Raw genomic sequence first — 17663 nt, forward strand, 5'->3', positions numbered from 1 at the left:
GGATGTGTAAACATCTGGACGGCTAAATGAGGATCAACGATGGCAATTTTAAATCACACACTGGGTTTTCCGCGCGTCGGACTGCGCCGTGAACTGAAAAAAGCGCAAGAAGGCTATTGGGCAGGCAACCTGACTCAGGCTGAACTGTTGGAAGTGGGCAAATCGCTGCGTGCACGTCACTGGCAACAGCAGAAAGAGGCGGGCGTTGACCTGCTGCCGGTGGGTGATTTTGCTTGGTACGATCACGTTCTGACCACCAGCCTGCTGCTGGGTAACGTGCCTGCGCGCCACCAAAATGCCGATGGCAAGGTTGATATCGACACGCTGTTCCGCATTGGCCGTGGCCGTGCGCCGACGGGCGAACCGGCGGCCGCCGCAGAGATGACCAAATGGTTTAACACCAACTACCACTACATGGTGCCTGAATTCACCCAAGGACAGCATTTTTCCCTGACCTGGACGCAACTGCTGGATGAAGTGGACGAAGCGTTGGCGCTGGGCCACAAGGTCAAACCTGTGCTGCTGGGGCCGGTAACTTACCTGTGGCTGGGCAAAGTGAAGGGTGACGCGTTTGATCGCCTGTCCTTGCTGAAAGACATTCTGCCGGTGTATCAACAGGTGCTGGCAGAGCTGGCAAAACGCGGTATCGAGTGGGTACAGATTGATGAGCCGGCGCTGGTGTTGGAACTGCCTCAAGCGTGGCTGGATGCCTTTAAACCGGCTTACGATGCGTTGCAGGGCTCGGTCAAACTGCTGCTGACCACCTACTTTGACAGCATTGGTCATAACCTGGACACCCTTCGCGCTCTGCCGGTACAAGGGCTGCATGTGGATCTGGTGCACGGCAAAGATGATGCCGCTGCGCTGCTGGCACAACTGCCGCCTGATTGGCTGGTATCACTGGGTGTGATTAACGGTCGTAACGTGTGGCGTGCGGATCTCAGCACCTGGTTTGAACGCCTGCAACCGCTGGTGGGGCAGCGTCAGCTGTGGATCGGCTCTTCCTGTTCTCTGCTGCACAGCCCGATCGATCTGAGCGTGGAAACGCGTCTGGATGACGAAGTGAAAAGCTGGTTCGCCTTCGCATTGCAGAAGTGTGCTGAACTGTCGCTGCTGACGGCGGCACTGAACAGCGGTGAGGGCGCTGCACTGGTGGAATACAGCGCACCGATTCGTGCGCGCAGCACCTCAACGCGCGTTAACAATGCGGCAGTGACACAGCGCTTGGCTGCGATCACCGCACAGGATAGCCAACGTCAACATGCTTATCCGGTACGCGCCGAGGCACAGCGTGCACGTTTCAATCTGCCCGACTGGCCGACCACTACCATTGGTTCCTTCCCGCAAACCACGGAAATTCGTGGCCTGCGTCTGGACTTTAAGCAAGGCCGCCTTGATGGCAACAACTACCGTACCGGCATCGCTGAACACATCAAACAGGCGATTGTTGAACAGGAGCGTCTGGGTCTGGACGTACTGGTGCACGGTGAAGCCGAACGTAACGACATGGTCGAATACTTTGGTGAACACCTGGACGGCTTTATTTTCACTCAAAACGGGTGGGTGCAGAGCTACGGTTCACGTTGCGTGAAGCCGCCCGTGATCATCGGTGATATCAGCCGCCCAGAACCGATCACGGTCGAGTGGGCCAAGTATGCCCAATCCCTGACCGATAAGCCGGTAAAAGGCATGTTGACCGGGCCGGTGACCATCCTGTGCTGGTCGTTCCCACGCGAAGATGTCAGCCGTGAAACCATCGCCAAGCAGATCGCGCTGGCACTGCGTGATGAAGTGGCGGATTTGGAAAGTGCAGGCATCGGTATCATCCAGATTGATGAACCGGCACTGCGTGAAGGGCTGCCGCTGCACCGTTCTGACTGGCAGGCTTATCTGGCATGGGGCGTGGAAGCCTTCCGTCTTAATGCGGCTGTGGTACGGGATGACACCCAGATTCATACCCACATGTGTTACTGCGAGTTTAACGACATCATGGACTCCATTGCAGCACTGGATGCGGATGTGATCACCATCGAAACCTCGCGTTCTGACATGGAGCTGTTGGAGTCGTTCGAAGTGTTCGAATACCCGAATGAAATTGGGCCGGGCGTGTACGATATCCACTCACCGAACGTACCGAGCGTGGAATGGATTGAAGCGCTGTTGCGTAAAGCGGCGCAGCGTATTCCCGCCGAGCGCCTGTGGGTCAACCCAGATTGCGGCCTGAAAACGCGCGGCTGGCCGGAAACGCGCCAATCGCTGGCTAACATGGTTGAAGCGGCGCAGCGCTTACGCACAACCGAAGCTTAACCGCACGAGGTTGGTACCAAACGCAGGGCGTTTCTCCCTGCGTTTTTTTTGCTTATTTCACGCCGTACTGTGCAAACCACGCCAGCATACGCTGCCAGCCATCCTCAGCGGACGCTTGATGGTAGCTGGGGCGATAATCCGCATGGAAAGCGTGTCCCGCCTCGGGATACACCACAATCTCCGCCGTGGCGTTGGCGGCGCGTAGCGCCTGTCGCATCAGCTCTACCTGATCGAGTGGAATACTGCCATCTTCTGCACCGTACAAACCGAGCACCGGCGCACTGAGATCGGCGGCAATATCCACCGGATGTTTCGGCGTGGTCAGCGTTTTGTTGCCGGAAAATTTACCGTACCAGGCAACGGCGGCTTTCAACTGTGGATTGTGCGCCGCATATAGCCAACTTATTCGCCCGCCCCAACAGAAGCCGGTAATGCCTATTTTGTTGGCATCGCCGCCCTGCCGCACGGCCCAGTTGGTCGCGCGATCGAGATCCAGCAGCACCTGTGCATCCGGCACTTTACTGACCAATCCGCTTAACAATGTCGGAATATCATCATACTGATGTGGATCGCCCTGACGGAAATACAGTTCTGGCGCGATGGCGAGATAGCCCTGTTTCGCCAGCCGACGGCAGACATCCTGAATATGCTGATGCACCCCAAAAATTTCCTGCACCACCAGAATGATGGGGTAAGGTCCGTCACCTGATGCTGGTTTGGCGAGGTAGGCGGGAAGTTGCTCACCTTGGGACGGAATGGTGGTCTCACCCGCGATAATCCCTTGGCTATCAGTGAGGATTGTTGACTCGGCATGGGGCGTAACGGCACGGGTCATCGCCCGATCGGTCTGTCGGAGTTCTAGCGGTTCGGCCACTTTCATGGTGATTTTTCTCCTCTTGAGCATAAAAGGGATCATTGGTGTGACAACGCGCAATTTATAAGTGTATACCACTGTATTGGTTTCTTTTGGTAGTGAGATATATCACTGCTGTTAGGGTACCGATGCGCTAGGATAATAAACGGTACTATTTTGCCCACGATGAGGAGACGAGTATGTCTGAATCTGATGTGTTTCACCTAGGGTTAACCAAACAGGATCTGCAAGGGGCGACGTTAGCCATTGTGCCCGGCGATCCGGCGCGGGTCGAAAAAATCGCGCGGGAGATGGATAATCCTGTGTTTCTGGCCGCGCACCGCGAATTTACCACTTGGCGTGCGACGCTTGCCGGGCAACCGGTGATTGTCTGCTCTACGGGTATTGGTGGCCCTTCCACCTCTATTGCGGTGGAGGAGTTGGCGCAATTAGGCGTCAGAACCTTCCTGCGCGTGGGAACCACCGGGGCAATTCAGCCCGGTATGAATGTGGGTGATGTGTTGGTCACTACTGCTGCCGTGCGTTTGGACGGTGCCAGCCTGCACTTTGCGCCGCTGGAGTACCCGGCCGTGGCCGATTTTTCCTGCACCGCCGCGCTGGTGGATGCCGCGAAGGCCTCTGGTTTCCCACTGCATATTGGCGTGACCGCCTCTTCGGATACGTTTTATCCGGGGCAAGAGCGCTACGATACCTACTCTGGGCGCGTGGTACGGCGTTTTCAGGGCTCGATGCAAGAGTGGCAAAGTATGGGCGTGCTGAACTATGAAATGGAGTCCGCCACGTTGCTTACCATGTGTTCCAGCCAAGGGCTGCGGGCGGGCATGGTCGCAGGCGTCATCGTCAACCGCACCCAGCAGGAAACGCCGGATGTTGCGACGATGAAACTGGCGGAAACCGCTGCTGTTACGGTGGTGCTGGATGCCGCTCGCCGCTTATTGAGTGCCTGAGTTTTTCGCCACGAATTGCAAGGAGTTGTATGACATCATCAGCACCACGCCATCCCTCTCTGGTTGCGCTAGAGGGCGGCATCAATTTCCGTGATTTAGGGGGGTTGCATACCGCAGATGGGCAACGTATTCGCCCGCACAAACTGTTCCGTGCCGGCTCGCTGGATCAACTCAGTGCCGCTGATTGCGAGCACCTGGCCGGTGTCCCCGTATCGCATGTCGTTGATTATCGTGATCCTGATGAAGTAACGGCCAAGCCCGATATTCTGTGGGAAGGCGCGCATTATCACACGTGCCCCGCCAACCCGATTCGCCATGAGGTCACCGCCAGTCTAGAGTCGTTAGGTTCAGAGCGGCTCTCTGCATTTGACTCACAGGCCTTCATGCTGGAACTCTATCGGCGTTTACCGTTCAACAATCCCGCCTATCGTCAACTGGTTGCCCTGTTACAGAGGCCTGAAGAGGGTGCACTGGTACAGCACTGTGCTGTCGGCAAAGATCGTACTGGCATCGGCTCCGCTCTGGTGTTGTTTGCGCTTGGGGTGGATGAAAAAACGGTGATGGAAGATTATCTGGTTACGGACATCACCCTTGCGCCTTTTCGCCAACAACTGCTGACATCGCTTGCCGATACGCTGAATGAGAAAGCGCTGTCACAATTTTCCTTTGTGCTCTCGGTTCAGGAAGCGTTTTTGGCCACTGCGCTAAAGAGCATTAAGGAACAGTACGGTTCGATAAACCGCTGGTTGGCAACGGACTACGGGTTGGATGATGCTGCGCGCTACCAGTTGCAGCGTAAGTATCTGGTTGATTAAGCAGGTAAAACGAAGCTGATATCCCGCCTCAGTGTGAGGCGGGAAGAGAGGACCGTTGCGGTTAGCCTGTGTTACGCATACCGGCCGCCACGCCAGCAATGGTCACCATCAGCGCCAGTTCGACTTCCGGGCTGGGGTTCTCATGCTCACGCGAGCGGTGTAACAGCTCGGCTTGCAGCACGTTCAACGGGTCGGTATAAACGTTACGCAGCGCAATAGACTCGGCAATCCACGGCAAATCAGCCATCAGATGGTCATCGTTGGAAATCCGCAGCACCACGTTGATATCTGCCGCCAACTGGTCGCGCAGCTCTTTGCCCAACGGCCATAGCTTTTCGTCGACCAAACGCTGATCGTAGTATTCCGCCAACCACAGATCCGCTTTGGCGAACACCATTTCCAGCATCCCGATACGCGTGGAGAAGAACGGCCAGTCGCGGCACATGGTTTCCAGCGCTTTCTGCTGACCATTTTCCACGATTTTTTGCAACGCAGCGCCTGCACCCAACCAGGCTGGCAGCATCAGGCGGTTTTGCGTCCAGGCAAAAATCCACGGAATGGCGCGCAGGCTTTCTACACCACCGTTGGGGCGGCGCTTGGCCGGGCGTGAACCGAGCGGCAGTTTACCGAGTTCCAGCTCCGGCGTTGCGGCGCGGAAGTAGGGCACAAAGTCCTTATTTTCACGCACATAACCGCGATACATATCGCAGGATACGCGAGAAAGCTCATCCATGATGTCGTGCCATTCCGGTTTCGGTTCTGGCGGCGGCAGCAGGTTGGCCTCAAGGATCGCGCCGGTATAGAGCGACAAACTGCTGATGGTCACTTCCGGTAAGCCGAACTTGAAGCGGATCATTTCGCCCTGTTCGGTGACGCGCAGGCCGCCTTTCAGGCTGCCCGGCGGTTGTGACAGCAGGGCGGCGTGAGCCGGTGCGCCGCCGCGACCGATGGAGCCGCCGCGTCCGTGGAACAGCGTAAGTGCAATGCCTGCTTTCTCGCAGGTTTTGATCAGCGCGTCCTGCGCGCGGTATTGTGCCCAGGAAGCCGCCATCACGCCCGCATCTTTGGCGGAGTCGGAATAGCCGATCATCACCATCTGCTTGCCCTGGATAAAGCCGCGATACCAGTCGATACCCAGCAGTTGCTTCATCACATCGTCTGCATTATTCAGGTCATCCAGCGTTTCAAACAGCGGAGCGACCGGCAAGGCGAAGGGGCAACCCGCTTCTTTTAACAGCAGGTGCACGGCCAGCACGTCGGACGGCGTGCGCGCCATGGAGATCACGTAAGCGGCGATAGAACCCTGCGGTGCTTCGGCGATCACCTGGCAAGTATCCAGCACTTCTTTGGTGTCTGCGCTCGGTTCCCACTGGCGGGGTAACAGCGGACGTTTGGAACTTAATTCTCGAATCAGGAATGCCTGCTTGTCGGATTCAGACCAGCTTTCGTAGTCGCCCAGCCCCAGGTAGCGGGTGATTTCCGCCAGCGCTTCGGTGTGACGGGTGCTTTCCTGACGTGCATCGATACGTACCAACGGCACGCCGAAGCAGCGCACGCGGCGCAGGGTATCGAGCAGTTGGCCGTCGGCGATAATGCCCATGCCACAGGCATGCAGCGATTGGTAACACGCGTACAGCGGTTCCCACAGCTGTTCGTTGTGTTCCAGCAGATCGTGCGGACGCAGCGTGCGCTCGCCTTTCAGGCTGCCCTCAAGGTAAGTCAGGGTCGCGTTGAGCTGCGCACGCAGCGATTTCATAATGACGCGGTAGGGTTCCTGAACCTCTTCCCCTTCTGCGATACCGGCGCGCTCACGCAGCTCCGGTGTGCATTCCGACATGGAAAGCTCGGACACCAGCACCTGAATGTCGCGTAAAAACAGGTCAGCGGCTTTCCAACGGCTCAGCAGCAGGACGTGACGGGTGATTTTGGCGGTCACGTTCGGGTTGCCGTCGCGGTCTCCGCCCATCCAGGAGGTAAAACGTACGGGGACAGAATCTACCGGCAGGCGGAAACCAAAGGATTTTTCCAATTGCTCATCCAGCTCACGCAGGAAGGCTGGCACCCCTTCCCACAGGCTGTTTTCCACCACGGCGAAGCCCCATTTGGCTTCGTCTACGGGGGTTGGTCGGATCTTACGGATCTCATCCGTATGCCATGACTGGGCGATCAACTGACGCAGACGGCGCATGATCTGATTGCGCTCATAGTCGGCCAGATCGTTGTGATCGAGCTGTTTCAGGCAAGTGTTTACCTCAACCAGCTTATGAATCAGCGTGCGACGGGTAATTTCTGTCGGGTGTGCGGTCAGCACCAACTCAATGGAGAGTGTCTCCACGGCGTCACGAATATCACGTTCGCTTAAGTGTGCCTGCGCTTTCAGACGATCGAACGCCTGAGATAAAATTTCCGGGTTGCTGGCCGCTTCACCGTGTGGCGAAATAGAGTGATATTGCTCTGCGGTGTTGGTCAGATTAAGAAACTGGCTGAAGGCGCGTGCGACCGGGAGTAACTCCTCATTGGAGAGATTTTGCAGCGTGTTCAACAGCTCCTGACGATGCTTCTCATTGCCTGCGCGGGACGACTTTGACAGCTTACGGATCGTCTCGACCTTATCAAGAATACTCTCTCCTAATGCATCCTTGATGGTGTCACCAAGAAGTTTACCCAGCATGCTCACATTACTTCGCATCGCGGAATATTGTTCGTTCATATTTACCCTGACCCATCTCTATTTTTTGTAAGTTTGTTTCATAGAAAGACGCAAAACGCTACCTTCATCTAGCCACGCCCGGCGGGATTCGTCAATTGACGATTGGTTGTTTTATCACCCTGCCCGTTTTACCCCCCTGTTGTTGTACCTGCTTTTGTGTGGGATTGGCAATCGGTGAAATTTAATTACATCCGTGCGCAGATTAGGGGCGCTTATTACGCCCCTGGTTTCGCGTTTACCGGCAGAAATGTTGCACCATCTGGGTGATCAATTTATGCGTCGGAGCAATGAAGGCGGTGTCGATGTATTCATCCGGCTGATGGGCCTGTTCAATCGAACCGGGGCCGAGCACCAGCGTCGGGCACAGCGTCTGGATAAACGGTGCTTCGGTGCAGTAGTTCACCACGTCCGTTGGCACGCCCAGCAATTTCTCAATCACACCCACCAACGCGTGATCCACCGGGCACTCATAGCCGGGGATCGGCGGATGCAGCTCGCTGACGCTGACGCGTCCCGGCCAGCGCTCACTGACCGGTGCCAACGCTTCCGTCACCAGACCGTTCAAATCGTTTAACGTCAATCCCGGAAGCGGGCGGATATCCATATGCAACTCACAGCAGGCACAAATGCGGTTGGCCGCATCGCCACCGTGGATATGGCCGAAGTTCATGGTCGGATAGGGGATATGGAACGCGGCGTTGTGATAACGGGTTTGCAGCGTATTGCGCAACACCATCAGGTGGGAGATGGCATCGTGCATCAGTTCGATGGCGTTTACGCCGCGCGACGGATCGCTCGAATGGCCGGATTGTCCCTGAATTCGCACGGCGTTTGACATATGGCCTTTGTGGGCGCGAATCGGTTGCAGTGACGTTGGTTCGCCGATGATGGCGCAGTCCGGGCGTATCTGCGTGGATTCAGAGAAATATTTGGCACCCGCCATGGTGGTCTCTTCATCGGCGGTCGCTAGCACGTAAATCGGTTTGGCTAGCGTTGCCGGGTCGATATCGCGCAGTGCATCCAGAATAAAGGCGAAGAAGCCTTTCATATCCGCAGTGCCCAGCCCGTAAAGCTTGTTATCGTGTTCTGTCAGGGTAAAGGGGTCGCGCGTCCAACGGCCATCATCAAACGGCACCGTATCGGTATGCCCGGCCAACAGCAAGCCACCCTGACCTTGGCCGATGCGTGCCAGCAGATTGAATTTATGCCGCGTACCGGGCACGGGCTGTACCTCAACGTGAAAGCCTAAATCGGCAAACCACCCGGCGAGCAGATTGATTAATGCTTCATTGCTCTGATCGAGCGCCTGATCGGTGGCGCTGATGGAAGGCGTCGCGATCAACGCCCGATACAGCTCAATAAATGGGGGTAAATTCATCTTCACTGTTGACAGCCTTATGTTAGGATAGTATCAATATTCATGCATTTATTTTGAATAAAAATACAATAACGCGTAGCGAAAGGAAACTGTTTCTAACCCTTGAATGAGACATTACCTGATAGTCTACACCTGCAACGGTCGAATACCGTTAGCGGGTTTGGCGTTTTGTAGATACCCTGTTTTAACGACACTGTTTGTTTACATCATTTTAGTGGAAGGTATGCAGATCCCATGCTGAATACGTTGATTGTTGGCGCAAGTGGTTATACTGGCGCTGAACTTGCACTCTATCTGAATCGTCACCCTCAGATGAACCTTACCGCACTTGCGGTATCCGCGCAGAGCGTTGATGCGGGCAAACGCATTTCTGACCTGCACCCTCAACTGAAAGGCATCATCGATTTGCCGGTACAGGCGCTGACGGATGCCGCCGAAGCCGCCAAAGGCATCGATGTGGTGTTTCTGGCGACCGACCACAAAGTGAGCCACGATCTTGCGCCGGTGTTTCTGGCTGCGGGCTGCGTGGTGTTCGATCTCTCCGGCGCGTTTCGCGTGCAGGATGCTGAATTTTATCGCCGTTACTACGGTTTCGAGCATCAACATGCTGACTGGCTGGCGCAGGCAGTTTATGGCTTGGCCGAGTTTCAGGCGGAGCGCGTCAAGCACGCGCAGCTGATTGCCGTCCCCGGTTGTTACCCGACGGCGTCACAGCTGGCACTGAAGCCCTTGGTGGATGCACAATTACTCAACACCGACCAATGGCCGGTTATCAATGCGGTCAGCGGCGTGAGCGGCGCCGGACGTAAAGCGTCACTCACCAGCAGCTTCTGTGAAGTGAGCCTGCAACCCTATGGCGTGTTCAATCACCGTCACCAACCTGAAATTGCGACCCATCTGGGCATCCCCGTGATCTTCACGCCGCATCTGGGAAATTTCGCGCGTGGGATTCTGGCGACCATTACCTGCCGCCTGAAACCGGGTGTCAGCGCGCAGGATGTGGCGGAAGCCTACCACAATGCCTATCACGACAAACCGCTGGTGCGCCTCTACGATAAAGGCGTTCCGGCGTTAAAATCGGTTGTCGGCTTGCCGTTTTGCGATATCGGTTTCTCCGTACAGGATGAGCACCTGATTGTGGTCGCCACGGAAGACAACCTGCTTAAAGGCGCGGCGGCTCAAGCTGTACAGTGCCTGAATATTCGTTTTGGTTTCCCTGAAACCCAATCTTTGCTCTGACATAATCCTGAGGCACGAAAGCGATGAATCCGTTAATTATCAAACTGGGCGGTGTGTTACTGGACAGCGAAGAAGCGCTGGAGCGTCTGTTTACGGCGCTGGTTGCCTATCGTGAGCAATACCAGCGTCCGCTGGTCATTGTGCACGGCGGCGGCTGCCTGGTGGATGACCTGATGAAAAAACTGGCGTTACCCGTGGTGAAGAAAAACGGGCTGCGCGTGACACCGGCCGATCAGATCGACATCATCACCGGTGCGCTGGCGGGTTCAGCCAATAAAACGCTGCTGGCTTGGGCGAAGAAACACGCCATCAACGCGGTGGGGCTGTGCCTGGCCGATGGCGGCATGACCATAGTAACGCAGTTGGATGAATCCCTGGGCTACGTGGGCAAAGCCCAGGCGGGTTCTGCCGATCTGCCCAATGCGCTGCTGAGCGCCGGGTATCTGCCAATCGTCAGTTCTATCGGCATCACCGAACAAGGCGATTTGATGAACGTAAACGCCGATCAGGCTGCAACCGCACTCGCAGAGACGCTGGGTGCTGATTTGATCCTGCTGTCGGACGTGAGCGGTATCCTCGATGGCAAAGGCCAACGTATTGCGGAAATGACCGCGCAGAAAGCAGAGCAACTGATTGCGCAAGGCATTATTACCGACGGCATGATCGTTAAAGTCAACGCAGCGCTGGATGCGGCTCGCGCGTTGGGGCGCCCGGTAGACATCGCGAGCTGGCGTCATGCGGATCAACTGCCCGCGCTGTTTAACGGTACGCCGATTGGCACGCGGATTTTGGCGTAAATCTGTTAATCTGTAAGGCATTTCCGTTGGCCGTAAGGTAACGGACGCGAGCATGCGGGCCCGCCCGCATGGTTACAAGACATTGAAGCACATTGTGGGAGTATCGGTTATGGCGTTGTGGGGCGGTCGTTTCAGTCAGGCGGCAGATCAGCGGTTCAAACAATTTAATGACTCGCTGCGGTTTGATTACCGTCTGGCGGAGCAAGATATCGTCGGCTCTATCGGCTGGTCAAAAGCGCTGGTGACGGTCAATGTACTCAGCGAACAGGAACAGCAGCAGCTAGAGCAGGCGCTGAACGCACTGCTGGCTGAGGTGCAAGCCAACCCAGAACAGATTCTGCAAAGCGATGCCGAAGATATTCATAGCTGGGTAGAGCAGAAGCTGATCGACAAAGTGGGCGATTTGGGTAAAAAGCTCCACACCGGTCGCAGCCGTAACGATCAGGTTGCCACCGATCTTAAGCTCTGGTGTAAAGCACAAATCAGCGAACTGCAACTGGCGGTGCGCCAACTGCGTGTTGCGTTAGTGGCTACCGCTGAGGTGAGCCAGGATGCGGTGATGCCGGGTTACACCCATTTGCAGCGTGCCCAGCCGGTGACCTTTGCCCATTGGTGTCTGGCTTACCATGAAATGCTGGCTCGTGATGAAAGCCGCCTGGAAGATACGTTAAAACGTCTTGATGTCAGCCCATTGGGCTGCGGCGCGTTGGCCGGGACGGCCTATCCTATCGATCGTGAGCAACTGGCAGGCTGGCTGGGTTTTGCATCTGCTACGCGTAACAGTCTGGATACGGTGTCAGACCGCGATCACGTACTGGAACTGCTCTCTAATGCCTCGATCGGCATGGTGCACCTGTCGCGCTTTGCTGAAGATCTGATCTTCTTCAACAGTGGTGAATCCGGGTTTGTTGAGCTGTCCGATCGTGTGACCTCCGGTTCCTCCCTGATGCCGCAAAAGAAAAACCCGGATGCGCTGGAGCTTATTCGTGGTAAATCGGGTCGGGTGCAAGGCGCGCTGACTGGCATGATGATGACGCTCAAAGGCTTGCCGCTGGCGTACAACAAAGACATGCAGGAAGACAAAGAAGGGCTGTTCGACGCACTCGATACCTGGCATGACTGCCTGATGATGGCGGCACTGGTGCTGGAAGGTATTCAGGTCCGTCGTCCACGCTGCCAGGAAGCGGCGCAGCAGGGTTACGCCAATGCGACCGAACTGGCAGACTATCTGGTGGCAAAAGGCGTTCCGTTCCGCGAAGCGCACCACATCGTTGGTGAGGCCGTGGTGGAAGCCATTCGACAAGGTAAACCGCTGGAAGCATTGCCGTTGGCGGATTTGCAGAAATTCAGTGCCACCATTGGCGATGACGTGTATCCCATCCTGTCGCTGCAATCCTGTCTGGAAAAACGCGCGGCGAAAGGTGGCGTGTCACCACAGCAGGTCGCACAGGCGATTGCCGATGCCAAAGGGCGTCTGTAATAGCGATAGCGCTCTGTCACCTGTATCAGGGCCGGATTTCCGGCCCTTTTTTATTCAGCCAATGACCATAAGTTATAACGCAAGACGTCTCGCATTTTAACCATTTCACCGCCGACAACGATGCCGCTTTACGTTGGCCTGCGTTATTCTTTCTGGACATGCATACAGTATCAATTTACCTTGACGGACAGTGGCGATAACGAAAGGAATGCGACGTGGATATCACCCTCTTTTACGGTGTAGGCGGCGGGGCGGTCGGGGTGCTGGTGGGATGGCTGGTTGCCAGCCTGCGTTACCAGCAACGCCGCGCTCGGCAAGAAACGGAACAACGTATACAAGAGCAAGCGTTACAGCAGGCGCAAAGCGCGGTACGTGAACTTCAGCTCGCGCGTGATAAGGACGAACAGCGTCTGCGTCAGGATGATATGGAGCTGCGTCTGATGCACGGTAAACTTACTGCCCATCAGGAAAAGCTGCTGGTTATGGCTCGGTTGCAAGAAGAGTGCAACCAACTCAACCAGGAGCTGCGCGCACTGCGTGAAGCAAACGGTGCGCAGGAAGCAGAACTGCGTGAAGTCACCATCCGTCTGGAAGAGACGCGCCTCGCCGCTGAGGAAAAACAGCGTTTGTTAATCAACAGCGAGCAACGCTTGACGACACAGTTTGAAAATCTGGCTAACCGGATTTTTGAGCACAGCGGTCGCCGGGCGGATGAGCAAAATCAACAGAGCCTCGATAAACTGCTGACGCCGCTGCGGGAACAACTGGACGGTTTTCGTCGTCAGGTTCAGGAGGGGTTCGGCAGCGAAGCGCGTGAACGCCACACGCTGGCGCATGAAATTCGTCAGTTGCAGCAACTTAACGTGCAAATGGCGCGAGAGGCGGTCAACCTGACGAAAGCCCTGAAAGGCGATAATAAAACCCAGGGGAACTGGGGCGAAGTGGTGCTGGGACGCGTACTTGAGGCTTCCGGCTTGCGTGAAGGCCATGAATACCAAACGCAAGTCAGTATCCAGACGGGCGCAAACGGGCGCATGCAGCCCGATGTGATCGTTCGTCTCCCACAGGGCAAAGATGTGGTGATTGATGCCAAGATGTCGTTGGTGGCCTATGAGCGCTACTTTAACAGTGAGGACGACGAGGAACGCGCCAGCGCACTCAGCGAGCATATCGCCTCCGTGCGCGGGCATATCCGCCTGCTGAGTAATAAGGACTACCAACAGTTGCCGGGGTTGCGCTCGTTGGACTATGTGTTGATGTTTATCCCTGTCGAGCCTGCCTTTCTGGTTGCTATCGACCGCCATCCTGAATTGATCAGCGAAGCCCTGCAACACAACATCATGCTGGTGAGCCCTACCACGCTGCTTGTCGCGTTACGTACTATCACCAATCTGTGGCGTTATGAACAACAAAGCCGCAATGCGCAGCAGATCGCCGATCGTGCCTCTCGGCTGTACGATAAACTGCGTCTCTTTGTCGAAGACATGGCATCGTTGGGGCAAAGTCTGGATAAATCACAGGCCAGCTACCGGCAGGCCATGAATAAACTGACTTCCGGGCGTGGCAATCTGATAGCCCAGGTTGAAGGTTTCCGTTCCCTTGGCGTTGAGGTTAAGCGTACCATAAATCCCAACGTGGCAGAGCAAGCGGTGCTTTCTGCTGAAGCTGACGGTCTGGAAACGCTGTCTGAAACGATTCAAACAGATACCTCGCCTATGGGGGAACACGTGCAAGGCACGGATACAGAAATCTCGAATCGTCTGTGATGCGTCGCGTATGTTCACGTTTTACAACTTTATTCAGTGCATCAGAGCGGTGGGTTTTTGGGCCTGGTCTGTTACACTCTCCCCATTAAGGGGTAGTTTCAAAATTCGATGTTCCTCTTCGATTGTTGATGCGAAACGCGCACAGACACGCCAAGCTCGTGTTGCGCTAATGCTCGACAGCGCAATATGAGCGGCGAGTCCAGCCGATAGCGCGCAAAGGGGATTGACCACAATTCTGATTTGGAAAAGTAGGGCGAAGAACATGACTAACGATCCGGAGAAAACCACGCATTTTGGTTTTCGTACTGTCGATAAAAACGATAAAGAGGCCATGGTAGCGGGCGTATTTCACTCAGTAGCGGGAAAATATGACCTGATGAACGATTTGATGTCCTTCGGGATTCATCGTGCCTGGAAACGGTTTACTATTGAGTGCAGCGGTGTCCGTCGCGACCAGCGCGTGCTGGATCTGGCGGGCGGAACGGGGGATTTAACCGCTAAGTTCTCACGTCTGGTCGGTGAATCAGGGGAAGTGGTGCTGGCCGATATCAATGCTTCCATGCTGAAAGTGGGACGCGAAAAGCTCCGCAATTTGGGGATTATTGATAACGTCAGCTATGTTCAGGCCAATGCGGAGGCGCTGCCCTTCCCAGAAAACTATTTCGACTGCATCACGATTTCTTTCGGTTTACGCAACGTGACGGATAAAGACAAGGCGCTGCGCTCCATGTTCCGCGTTTTGAAACCGGGCGGCCGCTTGCTGGTGCTGGAGTTTTCCAAACCGATGTTGAAACCGCTCAGCAAAGTCTATGATTTCTATTCATTCCATGTCTTGCCACGTATTGGCGATATGGTGACCAAAGATGCGGGCAGCTACCGTTATTTGGCGGAATCGATACGTATGCATCCGGACCAGGAAACGCTGAAGGGCATGATGGTGGATGCAGGCTTTGACAGTGTAAACTACTTCAACCTCACGGGAGGCATTGTCGCGTTACACCGTGGGTTCAAATTTTAAGTTGTTTTATAGTGGGAAACGCTGATGCTGATAACGTCTGTGCTGACTGCCGCGCTGGAAACGGCGTTAAATAGCCTGCTTTTTCGCGAAAGTAGCTTGAAAGCGGCGCGCCAGCGACTACAGGGAAAAACGCTAAAAATTGTGTTAGCAGAACTGCCTGTGCCGCTGGTATTGGTCTTTGGTGAACACCGCGTTGATGTGGTAAGCCAGTGGGCTGACACGGCAGATTGTCAGTTGGAAACCCGGATACCCGTATTGCTCACGTTGCGCGATCGCCAGCAGCTTTCATCGCTGATGCGTCGTGGTGAACTGGTGATTGAAGGGGATATACAAGTTGTCCAACACCTTGTCAATCTGTTGGATTTGGCGGAGTGCGATCCCGCAGAATGGCTTGCGCCTTATACGGGCGACGTTGTCGCGCAAGGCATTGGTCAGACGGTGCAAGGTGCGTTTCGCGGTGCCGCCCGTTTGTTCGATCGCCAGCGGCGTTATTTGGCAGAAACCGTAACGGAAGAGTGGCGGCTTGCGCCGGGGCGTTTAGAAGCGGCCTGGTGGTATGATGAAGTGGCCGCGTTAAGTGATGACGTCGATACGCTGGCGGCGCGCCTGGCGAAACTGGAGTCCGCCGCATGACGCCAAGTGAACTGCTGCGCCTTTACCACATTATTCGCGTCATGTTGAGCTATGGGCTCGATGAACTGATCCCGCATTTGCGCATCACCTTACCGCTGCGGATCTGGCGTAAATTCCTGTTCTGGATGCCAAACCGCCATAAGGACAAACCGCTTGGTGAACGTTTGCGTTTGGCGTTGCAGGAACTGGGCCCGGTATGGATCAAATTCGGTCAGATGATGTCTACTCGGCGCGATCTTTTTCCGCCGGAGATTGCCGATCAGCTCGCTATCCTTCAGGATCGCGTCGATCCTTTTGACGGCAAACTGGCCCGCGAACAGATCGAACTTTCGATGGGGGGTATCCCACTCGAAAGCTGGTTTGATGATTTTGAAATAGTGCCACTGGCCTCTGCATCTATCGCACAGGTGCATACTGCTCGGCTCAAAACAAACGGTCAGGAAGTGGTTATCAAGGTGATTCGTCCTGATATCCTCCCTGTCATCAAGGCTGATATGCGGCTGATGAACCGTTTGGCGGGCTGGCTGCCGATGTTGCTGCCTGATGGGCGGCGTTTGCGCCCGCGTGAAGTGGTGCACGAGTACGAAAAAACCCTGCTTGATGAATTAAACCTGCTGCGTGAAGCGGCAAATGCCATTCAGTTGCGCCGTAACTTTGAGAGCAGCCCGATGCTCTATATTCCGGAAATCTATTCGGACTATTGCAGTGAGAACATGCTGGTTATGGAGCGTATCTTCGGTATCCCGGTCTCAGACGTTGAGGCGCTGAAAGCCAACGGCACTAATATGCCGTTGCTTGCAGAACGCGGCGTACAGGTGTTCTTTACACAAGTGTTTCGCGACAGCTTCTTCCATGCCGATATGCATCCGGGCAATATCTTTATCAGCTATGAACACCCTGAAAACCCGCAATATATCGGTATTGATTGCGGCATCGTCGGGTCGCTGAACAAAGAAGATAAGCGCTATTTGGCAGAAAACTTCATTGCCTTTTTCAATCGCGATTATCGTCGTGTTGCTGAACTGCATGTGGATTCCGGCTGGGTGCCCGCTGATACCAATGTTGAAGAGTTTGAATTTGCGATTCGTACCGTGTGCGAACCCATTTTCGAAAAGCCATTGGCAGAGATCTCCTTTGGGCATGTGTTGTTAAACTTGTTCAATACGGCACGCCGTTTCAACATGGAAGTGCAGCCACAGTTGGTCTTGTTGCAAAAGACGCTGCTCTACGTTGAAGGTGTAGGCCGTCAGCTTTACCCGCAGTTGGATTTATGGAAAACAGCCAAGCCTTTTTTAGAGTCGTGGCTGAAAGATCAGATGGGGGTTGCCGCTCTGATTCGCGGGTTAAAAGAAAAGGCCCCCTTCTGGGCGGAAAAATTGCCGGAAATTCCCGAGTTGATTTACGATGGTTTGCGGCAACACCGGCTGCTGCGCCACAGTGTGACACAACTGACAGATGAACTGCGCATGCAGCGAGCGCGCCAAAGCCAGTCGCATTATTTACTTGGCGTTGGCGCGACGTTGCTGCTGGCTGGGTTGCTCATGTTGGTGGGGCGTCAGGATCTCCCGGAAGTGATTTCGGCGGGGTTAATGGCAGCTGGTGTTGTGAGCTGGGTCATTGGTTGGCGTCGTACACGTTGAAGCAGATCATGACAGGCGCTATTAATAGCCGTATATAATAGTTACGGCTTTGACCTTAT

General features: G+C 55.2%; 13 protein-coding genes. 10 read left to right on the forward strand and 3 right to left on the reverse strand.

Annotation, left to right across the window (positions count from 1 at the left end; all coding sequences use genetic code 11):
• Positions 1-39 precede the first annotated feature (39 nt).
• Positions 40-2307 (forward strand): 5-methyltetrahydropteroyltriglutamate--homocysteine S-methyltransferase, encoded by a 2268-nt coding sequence (gene metE / locus J5224_RS15790; RefSeq protein ID WP_264626279.1) that lies wholly within the window; start codon positions 40-42, stop codon positions 2305-2307.
• 52 nt (positions 2308-2359) lie between these two features.
• Here metE and J5224_RS15795 read toward each other — a convergent pair whose 3' ends face one another.
• Complete coding sequence (locus J5224_RS15795) at positions 2360-3187, reverse strand: dienelactone hydrolase family protein (RefSeq protein WP_264626280.1); 828 nt, start codon at positions 3185-3187, stop codon at positions 2360-2362.
• A 173-nt stretch (positions 3188-3360) separates the two neighbouring features.
• Between J5224_RS15795 and udp the strand changes: the two genes are divergently transcribed.
• Both udp and J5224_RS15805 read left to right on the forward strand, forming a co-directional pair.
• Positions 3361-4128 (forward strand): uridine phosphorylase, encoded by a 768-nt coding sequence (udp, locus tag J5224_RS15800; protein WP_264626281.1) that lies wholly within the window; start codon positions 3361-3363, stop codon positions 4126-4128.
• A gap of 29 nt (positions 4129-4157) precedes the next feature.
• A complete protein-coding gene (locus J5224_RS15805) occupies positions 4158-4943 on the forward strand; it encodes a tyrosine-protein phosphatase (RefSeq protein ID WP_264626282.1) in 786 nt (261 codons plus the stop codon).
• A 61-nt stretch (positions 4944-5004) separates the two neighbouring features.
• Here the strand turns inward: J5224_RS15805 and ppc are convergent, their stop codons facing one another.
• Together ppc and argE are read right to left on the reverse strand one after the other, a co-directional pair.
• Entirely contained in the window at positions 5005-7653 is a 2649-nt protein-coding gene (gene ppc / locus J5224_RS15810) for a phosphoenolpyruvate carboxylase (protein WP_264626284.1), read from the reverse strand.
• 235 nt (positions 7654-7888) lie between these two features.
• Positions 7889-9037, reverse strand: coding sequence for an acetylornithine deacetylase (gene argE / locus J5224_RS15815; RefSeq protein ID WP_264626285.1), 1149 nt, complete (start codon positions 9035-9037; stop codon positions 7889-7891).
• A 228-nt stretch (positions 9038-9265) separates the two neighbouring features.
• On the opposite strand from argE, the gene argC reads away from it, so the two are divergent.
• The 7 genes from argC (at position 9266) to ubiB (ending at position 17604) form a co-directional block, all read left to right on the forward strand.
• The gene (gene argC / locus J5224_RS15820) at positions 9266-10270 is read left to right on the forward strand and encodes an N-acetyl-gamma-glutamyl-phosphate reductase (RefSeq protein WP_264626286.1); all 1005 of its coding nucleotides are present in this window, start codon (positions 9266-9268) and stop codon (positions 10268-10270) included.
• 23 nt (positions 10271-10293) lie between these two features.
• Positions 10294-11067 carry an acetylglutamate kinase gene (gene argB / locus J5224_RS15825; RefSeq protein ID WP_264626287.1) on the forward strand — a complete coding sequence of 258 codons (774 nt, stop codon included), beginning with the start codon at positions 10294-10296 and terminating at the stop codon, positions 11065-11067.
• A 109-nt stretch (positions 11068-11176) separates the two neighbouring features.
• Positions 11177-12547, forward strand: a complete 1371-nt coding sequence (gene argH / locus J5224_RS15830; RefSeq protein WP_264626288.1) for an argininosuccinate lyase — start codon at positions 11177-11179, stop codon at positions 12545-12547.
• A 215-nt stretch (positions 12548-12762) separates the two neighbouring features.
• The gene (rmuC, locus tag J5224_RS15835; protein ID WP_319802446.1) at positions 12763-14313 is read left to right on the forward strand and encodes a DNA recombination protein RmuC; all 1551 of its coding nucleotides are present in this window, start codon (positions 12763-12765) and stop codon (positions 14311-14313) included.
• Between the two features lie 262 nt (positions 14314-14575).
• The gene (gene ubiE, locus J5224_RS15840; RefSeq protein ID WP_264626289.1) at positions 14576-15331 is read left to right on the forward strand and encodes a bifunctional demethylmenaquinone methyltransferase/2-methoxy-6-polyprenyl-1,4-benzoquinol methylase UbiE; all 756 of its coding nucleotides are present in this window, start codon (positions 14576-14578) and stop codon (positions 15329-15331) included.
• Between the two features lie 24 nt (positions 15332-15355).
• On the forward strand, positions 15356-15964 hold the full coding sequence (gene ubiJ, locus J5224_RS15845; protein WP_264626290.1) for a ubiquinone biosynthesis protein UbiJ: 609 nt from the start codon (positions 15356-15358) through the stop codon (positions 15962-15964).
• A complete protein-coding gene (gene ubiB, locus J5224_RS15850) occupies positions 15961-17604 on the forward strand; it encodes a ubiquinone biosynthesis regulatory protein kinase UbiB (RefSeq protein WP_264626291.1) in 1644 nt (547 codons plus the stop codon). Before ubiJ ends, ubiB begins: the two co-directional genes overlap by 4 nt.
• The last annotated feature ends 59 nt before the right edge of the window (positions 17605-17663 follow it).

The sequence above is a fragment of the Candidatus Symbiopectobacterium sp. NZEC135 genome (assembly GCF_025962695.1).